Origin of the sequence: Chryseobacterium rhizosphaerae (assembly GCF_003385455.1) — a bacterium.
Classification (GTDB): domain Bacteria; phylum Bacteroidota; class Bacteroidia; order Flavobacteriales; family Weeksellaceae; genus Chryseobacterium; species Chryseobacterium rhizosphaerae.
Genome location: NZ_QNUF01000005.1, coordinates 143,698 through 157,557, shown reverse-complemented (window position 1 = coordinate 157,557; position 13,860 = coordinate 143,698). Strand labels below are relative to the sequence as shown.

Here is a 13,860-nt window from a genome sequence, read left to right as displayed (position 1 = left end):
GTTGAAATAAAAGCTGCATGATACAATAATACGGCAGCAACGGTAAAAAGGAAAGCTGCTTTTAAAAAAAAACGCAAAGAAAAGATTCAAGCCTTTGAGTTATAAGGATGCAAAGAAGGCGACAATGTCGCTGATGAAGCGATATGGCTATGCATACGCTTCGACGAATCAACGAAGTTGATTCTGTTCTTTGCTCCCTGAAAATATGCATAATGAAGCTAAAACTTTGCGTTAGAAAAACACGGCATCATTACATGATCTTTTTAATTAAAAAAAAACTTAAGGAATGTGATTTAGATAAAGATTTGTATAAGAAGTAGAATTGACATTTTTATAAAAACCTGTTTAAACTTTTACAGATTTCCAATTCTTCAAACACAATGAAATTCATACAATCTATTATTTGGAACACTTTAGATCACTTAAGAAAGGTGAGTCGCTTCCTACATCAATAAGTACACTTTAGAAGAAAATCAAAGATTTTCATAAAACTTTAGTGTACTTGATATTCACAAAGCTGGAAACTTAAAAATAACTACAGTATTAAAAATATTCTGTGACTTTTAACTCCGTTGAAACAACATTCATCGACTGAAAGGAGATCATCTTCGATTTGTCATTAAAATAAAAGTTTAAACTGAAATAAAAACCGTACGAAAGGATTCGTTCGGCAGCGGTGATTTGTTTTTCTGTTCATTATAAATAAAAGCGCCACTTAAAGATAAGTGGCGCTATTTTTAAAGATTTCAAGTCTAAAGAAATCTTAGTTTTTGTATTAAGGTTTTACAGGTTATCGCTTGATCACTTTCACCATTCTTACAAGGTCATGAGCAGCATTCACTTTAACCAGATAAACCCCTGATACGAGTCCGGAAACATCAATCGTTCCTTTCGTATCATTGATTACCTTTGTAAGCACCTGTTGTCCCGCAGCATTGTACACCGCTACCGACAGCATCTTCTGATCAAATGAAATGGTCAGGATATCCTGTACCGGATTTGGATAGACTTTCAGATGATCTGCCTTTGTAGAAACTTCATCTACCGCTAAACCAGCTTTAGCTAAAGTCGAAACTTTCTGAACAGTACCGCTACCTGTACCACAAGCAACAGGTATGAAGATTTTCTTTTGAACATAAGTACCATCTCCTAGCTGTCCCTTGAGATTATAGCCACTGATTGCCAGCGATCCTTTAGTATTTATCGCAAGTGCATTATCAGCTCCGATAGCAATACTTTGCCAGTCAGTTGCAGTTCCTACTTGCATTGGTGTAGGTCTATCTATCTCTGTACCATCACCTAACTGTCCCCAGCCATTATACCCCCAGCTCCATAATGTTCCATCTGTTTTTATGGCTATTGAAGAATTATATATACCAGTCTTCACACTTCGCCAGTTGGCTTCTGTTCCTACTTGGGTCGGAATATTCTTTCGGGTTGTAGTTCCATCACCTAATTGTCCCCTGTTATTATACCCCCAGCTCCATAATGTTCCATCTGTTTTTATGGCTATTGAATGATCATTTCCTGCAGTAACAGTTTTCCAATTCGTTGCAGTTCCTACTTGAATAGGGGAACTTACATCTATTCCAGTACCATCACCCAATTGTCCATAATAATTTTCTCCCCAGCTCCATAGCGTTCCATCTGTTTTTATAGCAAGGGTATGAGATTGTCCGGAGGCGATACTTTGCCAGTCTGTTGCAGTTCCTATTTGCACAGGTATGTTTTTGCTAATGATTGTACCATCACCCAGCTGTCCCCTGTTATTATAGCCCCAGGCCCAAAGTGTCCCATCTGACTTTATAGCAAACGTCTGTTTTTCTCCCGTTGCAATATCCACCCAGTCTGTGGCGGCTCCTACCTGCGTTGGAATATTTCTCGTGGTGGTAGTTCCATCACCTAACTGCCCTTTGTTATTCTCTCCCCAGGTCCATATTGTACCATTGGCTTTCATACCTATTGAAAAATTAGACCCGGCAACTATTTTTGTCCAATTATTTTCGGTCCCTATTTGTATTGGGGTTTTTCTAATGATCATAGTTCCGTCTCCCAGCTGTCCATCATAGTTATCTCCCCAGGCCCATAATGTTCCGTCTGTTTTGATCCCCATTGAGTAATCAACACCTCCACTTACACTTTGCCAACAGCCGGTTGCAGTGGTAGGAAGTGTAGTAAAGGAACCTCCCTGCATCCATGTAAAGGGGCTGAATCCACAATTAGATGCTACCCACCAATAGTAAGTGGTGTCAGGCAGTAAATTGTTCAAATTTGCTGTTGTAGAAGTAGAAGGAACAGATCCTTGAATACCTCCCACTGTTGGGCTGGTACTATAAAGATACACATACCCTTGACCAGGAGTCACAGTAGCTGCTGTCCAGTTAAGAGTAGCCGTTTCAGCAGTGATATTGGTTGATGAAAATGGTGTTGGAGGAATACAATATCCAGGGCAAACCATAGAAATAAATGCATTTTTGTTAACTCTCGTACCGTCACCTAACTGCCCGCTATCATTTCGTCCACAAATTTTTAGAAAACCATCAAATTTTTGTACAAGAATATGACTTTCTCCGGCAAAAACCTGCATATTGTCTGAAGAGGAATCTACTTGTACAGGTGATGTACTATTTCCTCCAGTGGTACCATTACCCAACTGCCCAAAGTTATTGCTGCCCCAAGACCAAACTGTTCCGTCTGTCTTCGTTGCAAATGAAAAACCATTTCCAACTGCTACAGTTTGCCAGTTGGTTGCGGTTCCTATTTGTGTTTGGGTATATTTTGAAATTGTAGTTCCGTCTCCCAGCTGTCCATTATTGTTATTTCCCCAGGCCCATAACGTTCCGTCAGTTTTAAGTCCTACCGAATGTTGCATTCCTGTATCAATACTTTTCCAATTGGCAGCAGTTCCTATTTGTGTTGGGATATTTTTTGAAACCGAAGTTCCGTCTCCAAGTTGTCCGGAGGTGTTAATTCCCCATCCCCAGAGCGTTCCATCGGTTTTTATCGCTAACGTCTGATGATTTCCAGCACGAATACTTTTCCAATTGGTGGCGGTTCCTATTTGTGTTGGGATATTTTTTGAAACTGTAGTTCCATCTCCCAGCTGCCCATTGTTGTTACGTCCCCAGGTCCAAAGTGTCCCATCGGTTTTGAGTCCTACTGAATGTTCAATTCCACCACCAAGACTTTGCCAGTTTGTTGCGGTTCCTATCTGAGTCGGAACTGTTTTGTCAATTACAGTTCCATCACCTAATTGCCCATATGCATTATCTCCCCATGCCCACATGGTACCATCTGTTTTAATGGCAAGGGTATGTCTATGGCCAACATAAATGCTTTTCCAGTCATTTGCGGTTCCTACTTTTACAGGAACAGATCTGGAAGTTGTGGTTCCGTCCCCTATTTGTCCATCGCTATTAGCACCCCATGCCCACAATGTTCCGTCTGTTTTGAGTCCTACCGAATAGTCTCCTCTGGTAATAAGGGTTTGCCAACAGCCTGTAAAAGCTGTGGTCTGTATATCAATAACATTTCTAAAAACAGGACCCCAAATACCCGTATTGTCTTTGACACGGACATTAAACACATGCAGGCCATTAGCAGGCAGAGCAATCCCGGCATCAGTCAGTTGCTCAAAAGAACCGTCAAAATTTGCATCGGCAGCCAATAAAGCGATTCCATTTCCTACGCCCGGATCAGTATCCCAAAAATACTCAGCCTGAGAAACAGCGATTATGGGAGAGGCTGAAGTTTGCTGAATATTAATGACATGGGTAAAAACAGGTCCCCAAAAGCCCATATTGTCCTTGATACGGACACTGAATGTATGCAATCCGCTACCCGGTGTGGCAACGCCTGTTGTAGCGAGTTGTTCGATAACGCTGTCAAAAGTCCCATCGGCAGCCAATATGGGATTCCCATTTCCTGCTCCGGGATCTGTATCCCAAAAATACTCAGCCTGGGAAACAGCGATTATTGCCGAGGCCTGATTGGACTTAATATCAATAATGTTGGTAAAAACAGGTCCCCAAACTCCCGTATTGTCTTTGACACGAATATAAAATTTGTGTAAACCGGTACCCGGCGTAGCAATGTCTGTTTTGGAAAGCTGTTCCACAACATTGTCGAAAGTTCCGTCGGCAGCCCATACCGGAGTTCCGTTTCCTGTTCCCGGATCGATATCCCAAAAATATTCTGCCTGGTTGATCAATACTTGTGCCGGACACAACATGACCATCAACAAAGCAATTATACTATAGATATAATTTTTCATATTGTTATATCATTAGAAATTATTTAGAAAAACCAGACCCACTCATGTTAAAAGTTCCGCTGGTAATAGATCTTGGCGTTGACAGATAATTTACCTGAGGTTTATTATCATTATTTGCAGGCCAGTAATTAGCCCAGCTATTAGAACCTCCGTAATGCCCGGCATCGTTTCTTGTTAAGTCTAAATCGGTGTATTTTATACCAGGATTTCCGGCATTTACATTCATACCGGTTAGAGTATATGCTAGATTGTCGAAGTTCAGGTTCATTGATCCTGAATTGTCGCTTTGCGTCATATTACCTTCTGTTACAAAAGTATTGGTGAATACATTGTAGCTAGCTGTTATACTCACGCTAGTGCTTTTGTTTTGAATGCAGGCATTGGTGCCTCCTACCACAAAAGAAGCGGCATTGTTCATCATAAGAATATTCCCCAAATTGATATTATTACCTAAGTTAACGTACAACGGACCCATATCTGCGGGAGAAGGATTATAGATGGTGTTGTTGGTGATTTCGTTAGAACTTCCCGGTTTAATATTATAGATATAAATACCGGCACAAAAATTATTGCTGAATTTAAAATTATAATTGGCCTGTGAGTTGGATATAAATGATTTAGATACATTACCATACACTTCAATATCAGATCCAATAGGACTGTTATCCTGCGTAGCTACCACGGCAATACTTTGTGCTTTGTTCGCGGTACATCTTCCGTGGGAAAACTTCAGGTTTCCACTAATTGTACAGCCAGAGATGTTTGTAGTGAAATTGACTTTGTCTGTCAAAACATTATGCAGATCACAGTTCACAATATTAATGAAAGTTCTTCCTGTACCTATTGGGAAAGTTGCCTCTACATTGTAAATGCCGTAATAACCTGAACTCAGATTGCTGATGGTCACCGTTCTTCCTGTTGCCGGATTGATGCTGACATTTCCCTGAATTATATATTTGGCATAATTGGTTTCGGAAACAAGAGTCAGCGATTTGTTGATAATCAGATTTTCTACATAAGCCTCTCCATTCGCTTTAGGCTGAATGATGATACGATCTCCGTCTGAAGCCGCTGTGATTGCCGTACTTACGGTAGGATAAGCACCGCCTGCTCCCCCATTCCGAACATATAAATCAGCTGCAAAAGCCATAGTAGACGATAAGCCTGTGAAGGCAATGATTAGTAGTTTCTTTGTCATAATAGTGTAAAAATTAATGAGTTTAATATTAAATTATATTGCTTGGTTTTTAAATCATTCGTTAGCTGCCATTTTCCCATCCATCCTATTGCTGAGCACAGGATTATAGTATAAGGGTTTACATCCATGAATAACCATTGACTTTGAAAGAGGTCCTTAGCTCAAACAGCAGCATCACTGGCACCGCATGAAACGTCCCTAAATTTCAATAAAGGCATTGCCCGCCCCCAGATCGAAAGCGAAAGTACCGGTCATTCTCTATCTCTGGTTGGCAGAAATAATCAAATAAGCCCTATATGGTTTATGGCGCTAAAAAATTGTGATAACTTAGTATTGTTTTAAATTGATGGAAACAATGAGTTTTGACGTATCCGTAAAAATAGGCACAGCGTAGTTTTGTTCATTTTTCATGATGTAATTAGTTTTCTGGTTAGTTTTTAGTTTTTTAGAGGAAACAACACAATTTGTTACTTTATGTTGTTGATTACAAAAGTATATTTTTATTATGGATCATCAAAACTAAAAAAGTAAAAAGGAATTTTTATCTCCGCTCCCCTGTTCTCTGAAGTCTCCTGATTTTGAAGTATGTTCAAAGATTTTTTTTTATTTTGCAGGCTCTAAGTCAGGAGACTTTGTACAATGGTTTCATAAAAAAATAAAGACTTTCGATATTTTTTTACAGGATCTTTTAAAAGAAACTCCTACATATTCCGTTTAATTCTTAAATTTAGCTCATGCAAAAGTATCTTTATCTCATCATTATATCATTCTCTCTGAGCAGTTGCTATACCTACCAGGTAAAAAAACAAGTGGATCCGGCCGCCGACAATAAGCAGGATTCTAAAAAGAATACCACCAGTACTACTGCTCCGCAAATGAAAAATACGCCCGCTGAAAGCCTGAACGCACCACAAGCCCCTGCTCCTGTGAATATTCAGGAGAAACTGGCATCTGGTAAAAATGTTAAAATTGACGTTGAAGGCAGATCCTATAAAGTAATCGTTGACAAGTGGGAAAGCGACAGCCTCGTAGCACACCCCGTTCATAATCCCAAGAAAATTCTGAAATTCCATAAGAACCAGATCAATGCCGAGAAAATTGCCGAAAAACGTTTTTCACAACCCATAGCTGATATTATTACCGTTGTTGCGTATGCCGCAGTTGGTGTTGGAATATATCTTATTGTTCGCTAGGTTTTTTAACTTTCCTGGTTGGTGCTCGCTGAAGTCGCCAGAATTTGGAAATTCTATTTCGAATAAATAGTAATAAAAATTTTGTAATTACATAATAATAAATCCCAACTTTCGTTAGGGTTTTCTTTTGATTAATTACCGAAACTTCGAAGAATATCTTTATTTGAAATCTTTATGAAATTCCGTGAAAATACTGATTGGAAATTTTGGATTGCTGCTTATTTTTGCTGTTTACTGGAAGCCGTAATTCGAGTAATATTGGAATAAGTATATTTGGGGATTAGTTGAAAACAATAAATATACAGTTAAAATTATAATTAAAACTACTATATTTTGGTAACTCTCAATCAATTATAATAACGAATAAGGTAGATAGCATTTAATTTTAATTACTAGCAGAAATAGCTTAACGAAAGTTATATAAACTCGATTAATGCAATGCCATAGATTTAAAGGTCAGCAGAAATATCAAGAAAACTAATATATTAAATAACGACTATGAAAAAAACAATTACTTTTTTTACTATTCTTTTATCAGTAATCACTATTCAAGCTCAAGAAGATATTAATTTGTTGACTTACGAAAACACTCAGGATATCAATTTTTTCAACTCCATTAAAAATGGTGCACAGATTAAGGAATATATCACAACCAATAAAAATAGTGTGAAGGTCGGTGATACTTTAATATTGGGATCTCCTACCTCTCAAGAAATGAATACGAGAACTTATTCAGGCAGTTATGGCAGTAGAGCAAGAGGGGGTGTTGCACAATCAAGAAGTACTTCAAAAAAAACTTATGAATTTATACAATTGGGAAGACCAGCTGGATTTGGAAGTATAATGTCTGCTATGAGTGGTGATGCACAGAATATGGCAGATAATAGTTTAAAGAATACTAAAGTTATTGTAAATGAAATAAAAACATATCATAGGGGCAGTAAAAATAAACCCTTATATGTAGTTATGATTTTGGGAGAAATAAATGGTAGAGCTTTTGGAATAAATAAATTTTTAAGCGTACTGGATACGGAGTTAGGTATTGAGTCTGGTGAAATTCTTTTGAAAAATAGAAAAATGACCAGAGATGAAGCGATTGCAAAATTAAAAGAGGCAAAAGAACTAGTGGAAATTGATATGATGACCAAAGAAGAATTTGACGAATTAAAAAAGGAACTCGCTCCAGTTATTAATAATAACTAAGAAAAATGCCTCAATTGATAGGATTATAGCTGTGGGAATTGATAAAAAAAATTAGATAAACATATATAAATTACAGAATATTCATCTAGAATTTTTTAAACATATAAGGGATTGGTTCAAAAAAAATAAAATAAGGCAAACTGACTAGTTAATATATGGCGCTCTTTACAGCCTACCGACTTCGAAGATTATATTTCAAAATAGCAATAAAAACAAAAGCATCATTACAAAAATGATGCTTTTTATTTTTAATCCTACTCTATATTCCTCTATTCATACTTCGAAAAATCCACTGCAAAAATACATCTATTGACCTGGCTACCATTCTGGGCTCCGGCATTGGGTTCATATTCTGTGAGGCTCCACAGATAGTTATATTGAGATTCATAATATAGGGATTCCGCACCATAGGGCCATCGGTAGCGTACGGTGTCATCGGCTCCATCGGTATACCGGGCGAGTCTTGCATTGGAACCGTAAGAGTTGCTTGGAGATCCGGTGCAGGAAAGCCATGTACGGTTTCCTTTCCGGAATACGCCCTGGATGCCGTGGGCATGACTATCGGCAAAAAGGCTGTTTTTAGGCGCTACGGCAACAATCCCTGAGTTTTGAAGTGTTCCACTGGCATCTACAGGAAAGCCAAAGACTTGTGGGACAATGGAAGCATCGGCACTGCCGGCATAATATTGTCCGGTCCAGAACTGAGTGCCTTCCTCATTGACCTGTATGGTGGAAAAAGGATTGGCGTTATTGATCTTTTGATACCCTGTCTGGGGCAATATATACCGGTAATTGAAGGCGAATAGGTTACCGTTGGCATCTTTACCACATTTTTCATTGGTCGTGTCCCCGGTACTGACTTCAATGATTTTATCCAGATCAAATACCCGAACCCCGAGATTCGTGCTGCTGAGATAAATCTTACCTTTCAAATAGGCAATCCCTCCGGCATGTACTTTCAATGGGGCGTAAGAGCTATATTGGGTATGCGTGGTGGTACTGGCAGGGATATCAGGCTGCACCAGCAGGATATGTCGGTACGTGAGATAGGTACTTGAACTAGGGCTGATGTCGATCAGGGTAATGCGGGAACCTTTATATTCGGCATCATCTTTTGCATACCAGCTCACCAACAGATAACGGACACCATCTCTGGTAAACCCGGCAATGCCCTGTGGCCGCCAGATGGAGGTCGTTTCATCATCGGCGTTCCAGCGGATTCCTCTTACCCTGTTTTCTTCCGGAATATTGAATCCATAGACTTCGGTATATGCATTTCCGCCAATGGCCTGGCGGTTTTTATTAACCTGGGATGGGTTTAAAAAGCTAAAACCTGAACTGATATACGTACTGGTGTCTACATAAGGATTGACACTGACTTCTGTAGCAGCTCTGCTGGCACTGGATTTTGACGGAAGCTCTTCCTCCATTGAAGCTGAAGCCATTTCGTTATTCTGGCATCCAACGCTTGCCAGGGTAAGCATAAACATCCATCCAAGAAATTGTTTTTGAATCATGATTCGTTTTTTGGCGTGTGATAAGGGATAAAAACGTTTTAACAACCGTTTATAAATTGCGTACGAAACTAGCAGATTCCGTTTTTATTGGGGTAACCTCAGCATTAAATCTGTATTAATTTTATGATTCTGCCACCCCTTTACAGCACTCCATAGCCGCCTGTCTATTGAAAAGTTCTATCATTTAAAAAAAATGTCTCATATTTGAGACATTTGTCGTAATTTTGAGGCAATGAAAAACAGATGAGTACACAGCAAAAAATTATTGATACTGCTATATCAGTTTTAAATGAGAATTTTTCGGCAACATTTGAAGATATTGCCGTGCGTTGTGGCATTAACCGGAGAACTCTTCACCGGTATTTTAAAAATCGTCAGGAATTATTAGAAGCATGCCATAAGAATATGATGGAAGCATGGGAACTTTCAGCGATAAACGCCTGTAACCGTTCCACAGATCCCCTGATACAACTCGAATATTTATTATATGCAGGAATTGACAGCGGAACAAAGTATGCTTTTCTCATTAAACTCAATGACGACATAAAATCCTCTTCTATACCCTACGAAAGTGAACAAAGTGCAGCCTATTTTAAAACAAGAAATCAGCTATTTGGTGCCATCCGGGATTTACAAAAAGAACAGGTAATAGATGACCGGTTCCCATTACCCTGGATAAGAATTCTTTTCACCAGTGTGATTACCGCAACCATCACCGCATTCAGATCCGGAGATATTGCCCAGAATGAAGTAAAGAAGCTGGCCTGGCTTTCATTCAGCAGAAGTATAGGTATACCTTTAAACAGATAAAATGATACATTCCTTTTTAATGATTGGTCAGTCTAATATGGCTGGCCGTGGCTATAGCAAAGAAGTCCCTGCTATCTATGATGAACATATTAAGATGCAAAGAAACGGACTATGGCAAATCATGTCTGAACCTATTAATTTTGACCGTCCCAGTGCCGGTGTGGGGCTTGCCTCTTCATTTGCCGCTGCGTGGAGGCTCGACAATGAGCAGCATGAGATAGGATTAATTCCCTGTGCAGATGGAGGAACCAGCCTTGATGACTGGGCGGTGGGAGGTGCCTTATTTGAAAATGCGATATCACAGGCCAGACTTGCACAACGAACAAGCCAGCTTTCAGGCATCCTCTGGCATCAGGGTGAAAGTGACTGTTCTCCGGAAAAAGCTGAGCAATACGGTGAAAAGTTTTCTGTAATTATGGAGGCACTACGCCGGGAATTGTATATTCCTGAAGTTCCACTTATAATAGGCGGTTTAGGAGACTTCTTATCCCATGGAATCTTTGGGCAATATTTTGCGTCCTACCCTTTAATTAATCAAGCATTGGAAGATTTTGCCAGGACTCATGCCAACTCTTATTTTGTTACCGCCAAAGAACTTACAGCCAATGCGGATGGCATTCACTTCAATGCTCTGTCCCAAAGAATATTGGGTATCAGGTATTATAACGCTTTTCGGGATTTAAAACATCTTCCCGATCCTCTGCATGATGAAGAAGACAGACTGGCTGCAATGTATAATCGCCCGTACACCCAAACAGAAAAAATAAAGCTGCTGGAACATGAGTTTGCCGTTGGGAATATTGACCCTAAGGATTATCTGGCCGAATTGGCTATCCTAAGTGGGAGATAAAATAGGTGATATACCAGCTTTATATTTGTTTTTTTTTATAAAGCTGTGTAAACTTTTTATTTCATAAGAATGTTTTTTACCACAAAAGGCACAAAAGCTTTTATCCTAAACACTTTAGTTCACTTAAGTTAGTGTAAAATGACATCGGATAAAAGGACACTTCAGTTTTTAAAAAATCAAAGATTTTTTCTCTTAGGTGTACTTATTGTGCACAAAGCTTATTATCTAAAATAACTAAAGTGTTTAAAATAACACCACTCTCCTCTTCTACTCTATTTGGCCAGATATTTCCAGCATAACCTTTTTTACCTATTTTTACAGTAAATTATATATAACCTATGAAAAGAATCATATTGGCCGGAATGGTTACTTTGGGAGGATTTTTAACTGTAAAAGCACAGTGTAAAGCTGTATCCACGATCACAGAAAATTTTGATACATGGAAAGACATCAATAAATGCTGGACTGCCCAGGCAGGAGGAAAATCTATGCTGTATGCCAGTGACAAAAAAATTATATTTTATTCGATGTACAGCCCGGGAGAAAATATGTATTTAATTACTCCAAAAATTAAAGCAGGAGCCTATACGCTTAGTTTTGATATTTCAGACAATGGAGGAGAAACCACCCTGGAAATTCTCTCCGTCAACAATCCCTCCGATACCAAATCCTATGTTTCAATAGCGAAACCTTCCAAGATAACCGGCGATAAAAAGACGCTCACTATTTCTGTAAAAAAAGACACCCATCTAGCCCTGAAAGTCTTACTGAATGGAGTCCACCAGGCAGTTTATATGGATAATTTTTCATTGAAACAAAAAAAATAATTGAAGAAGCTCATATCGGGCTCACCTATACTCCGAAGTCTACCGACTTTGGAGATTTTGTTTCAGGCAAACGATCACAAAAATAAGATTTGTAAAACTTACCCGTCGGATTTTTTCCTCAACGGGATACTGCCTTTTGTTGTGCAGGTCATCAATCCAGCTTAAAAAAGAAGTACACTACTGCTGCCCATTCTTTTTTAATTCCTACGGCATACCCTATAGTACTTCGGTTGCTGTTTTCTACCGTTCCATCATCTTTGATGTATCCAATAGTGGAACGGCTGCTATTCTCTACAGTGCCGTCTTTTTTAACATAGCCTATAGTAGAACGGCTGCTGTTTTCTATGGTACCGTCGCTTTTGATGTACCCGATGGTTGAGCGGTTTTTATTCTCGATGGTTCCGTCAGCACTGATATATCCCACTGTGGAACGGCTGCTGTTTTCAATGGTTCCATCCGGTTTGATGTAGCCCGTCGTACTGCGGCTCCCCGATTCTATTGTTTGTGCACTTGCAACGGAAAAGCTGAGCAGAAAGAAACTAATGACACCTATTTTTTTCATGGTTTTAAAATATTAAGAGGTTATTATTGGGGTGAAGCCGATATATTAAAATTATTGATTAATTTTTAAAAAAGGACAGTCCTCGGCAAGATATTCATCGCCAGATGGGTAACGAAGATAGGATTTTGAAGTCAATAGTATTTTTACCTCCCCATTTTTGATTTTATTCTCTATATTTCCTTATATTTACCTACCAACTAGTAGGTAGATGAAAACAAAAGATTTAATAATAGCCGTTAGCTCTGAATTATTAACTGAAAAAGGATATAACGCTTTCAGCTATGCAGACATTTCAGATCGGATTAAGATTAAAAAAGCTTCGATACATTATTATTTCCCAACAAAGACGGATTTAGGTATTGCGATCATTGAGAATCACAAAACGAAAATTGAAAGTCTGCATAGTAAACAGGCTGATTTAACCGCATTCGAAAGATTACATCAACTGGGGCAATACTACATTCATCTAATCAATGAAAACAAAATATGCCTGATGGGAACTTTAGCCAGTGACGGAAATACCATAGAACCTGCCCTGAAAGAAAAGAGTATGGAATTTTGTCAGACTATTCTGCAACACACCATTGAAATTCTGAATACCGGAATTGATGACCATCAATTTAAGTTCATCGAAAATACTGAAAATAAAGCAATTGAGATCTTAAGTTCATTGATGGGACTGGCCCAGATAGGCCGTATTTATCCCAAAGAAAAAGTAATAGAAGTGATACAAGGAATCGTGAACCAGCTAAAATAAATACTATGACATTTTATCAAACATTGTCTGTAATCGGAAAAAAATATGTGGGAATGAGCAGAATGTTCAAATGGGGATTTAATCTTTCTCCCATGTACAGCAGGACAACCGCAAAAATCAGCTACGCTTCCAAAGACCTGCATCATATAAAGATAAGGCTGCCTCTCAGCTATAAAAATAAAAATTATGTGGGAACTATTTTCGGAGGCAGTATGTCTTCGGCCACAGATCCTATATTTATGGTACAGCTCACCCATCTTCTCGGAAATAAATATGTGGTATGGGATAAAGCCGCAACCATCCGTTTCAAACGCCCCGGCAATGTAACACTTTATGCTGATTTTGATTTTTCAGAAGAAGAAATAACCGAAATTAAAAACCGTGTTTCCACCGAAAATGAGATTGAGATTGTAAAGCAAACCTTTCTAACCAATGAAGATAAATCGACCATTTTTTGTGAAGTGGACAAAACCATTTACATCGCAGATAAAGCGTTTTACAAAAAGAAACTCGAGCTCAAAAGGAAAAATCAATAATAATCAATATCTATTCATCATCCTGTCAGGTATTATGAAAACTCCCATTATTAATTTTTGACCGACTGCTTGAACTCCAAGGGAGAGAAATCTGGTTTTCGCTTCGTTCCTGAAAATCCACAGACGGATTCTAC

Annotated in this window: 11 protein-coding genes; 7 read left to right on the top strand and 4 right to left on the bottom strand. The window is 38.7% G+C overall.

The features are described 5' to 3' along the window. Nucleotides 1-790 precede the first annotated feature (790 nt). Nucleotides 791-4,273 (bottom strand): RCC1 domain-containing protein, encoded by a 3,483-nt coding sequence (locus tag DRF57_RS06265; RefSeq protein WP_115917480.1) that lies wholly within the window; start codon nucleotides 4,271-4,273, stop codon nucleotides 791-793. A 19-nt stretch (nucleotides 4,274-4,292) separates the two neighbouring features. Continuing rightward, nucleotides 4,293-5,471, bottom strand: coding sequence for a right-handed parallel beta-helix repeat-containing protein (locus DRF57_RS06260; RefSeq protein WP_123863294.1), 1,179 nt, complete (start codon nucleotides 5,469-5,471; stop codon nucleotides 4,293-4,295). Nucleotides 5,472-6,205: 734 nt separating this feature from the next. Between DRF57_RS06260 and DRF57_RS06255 the strand changes: the two genes are divergently transcribed. After that, a complete protein-coding gene (locus DRF57_RS06255; protein WP_115917478.1) occupies nucleotides 6,206-6,664 on the top strand; it encodes a hypothetical protein in 459 nt (152 codons plus the stop codon). Nucleotides 6,665-7,162: 498 nt separating this feature from the next. Continuing rightward, on the top strand, nucleotides 7,163-7,867 hold the full coding sequence (locus DRF57_RS06250) for a hypothetical protein (RefSeq protein ID WP_115917476.1): 705 nt from the start codon (nucleotides 7,163-7,165) through the stop codon (nucleotides 7,865-7,867). 269 nt (nucleotides 7,868-8,136) lie between these two features. On the opposite strand, the gene DRF57_RS06245 is transcribed toward DRF57_RS06250, so the two are convergent. Then, entirely contained in the window at nucleotides 8,137-9,384 is a 1,248-nt protein-coding gene (locus DRF57_RS06245; protein WP_115917474.1) for a hypothetical protein, read from the bottom strand. Between the two features lie 243 nt (nucleotides 9,385-9,627). On the opposite strand from DRF57_RS06245, the gene DRF57_RS06240 reads away from it, so the two are divergent. The 3 genes from DRF57_RS06240 to DRF57_RS06230 all read left to right on the top strand — a co-directional run bounded on the left by DRF57_RS06240 (nucleotide 9,628) and on the right by DRF57_RS06230 (nucleotide 11,871). Further along, a complete protein-coding gene (locus DRF57_RS06240; RefSeq protein ID WP_115917472.1) occupies nucleotides 9,628-10,194 on the top strand; it encodes a TetR/AcrR family transcriptional regulator in 567 nt (188 codons plus the stop codon). A gap of 1 nt (nucleotide 10,195) precedes the next feature. Beyond that, nucleotides 10,196-11,044: a sialate O-acetylesterase gene (locus tag DRF57_RS06235; RefSeq protein WP_115917470.1), complete on the top strand. Its 849-nt coding sequence runs from the start codon at nucleotides 10,196-10,198 to the stop codon at nucleotides 11,042-11,044. A 338-nt stretch (nucleotides 11,045-11,382) separates the two neighbouring features. Beyond that, entirely contained in the window at nucleotides 11,383-11,871 is a 489-nt protein-coding gene (locus tag DRF57_RS06230) for a hypothetical protein (protein ID WP_047486446.1), read from the top strand. A gap of 151 nt (nucleotides 11,872-12,022) precedes the next feature. On the opposite strand, the gene DRF57_RS06225 is transcribed toward DRF57_RS06230, so the two are convergent. Next, nucleotides 12,023-12,433: a 5-fold beta-flower protein gene (locus tag DRF57_RS06225; protein WP_115917468.1), complete on the bottom strand. Its 411-nt coding sequence runs from the start codon at nucleotides 12,431-12,433 to the stop codon at nucleotides 12,023-12,025. 208 nt (nucleotides 12,434-12,641) lie between these two features. On the opposite strand from DRF57_RS06225, the gene DRF57_RS06220 reads away from it, so the two are divergent. Together DRF57_RS06220 and DRF57_RS06215 are read left to right on the top strand one after the other, a co-directional pair. Then, the gene (locus DRF57_RS06220; protein WP_047486450.1) at nucleotides 12,642-13,190 is read left to right on the top strand and encodes a TetR/AcrR family transcriptional regulator; all 549 of its coding nucleotides are present in this window, start codon (nucleotides 12,642-12,644) and stop codon (nucleotides 13,188-13,190) included. Nucleotides 13,191-13,195: 5 nt separating this feature from the next. Further along, nucleotides 13,196-13,726: a DUF4442 domain-containing protein gene (locus DRF57_RS06215; RefSeq protein ID WP_115917467.1), complete on the top strand. Its 531-nt coding sequence runs from the start codon at nucleotides 13,196-13,198 to the stop codon at nucleotides 13,724-13,726. Nucleotides 13,727-13,860 lie beyond the last annotated feature (134 nt).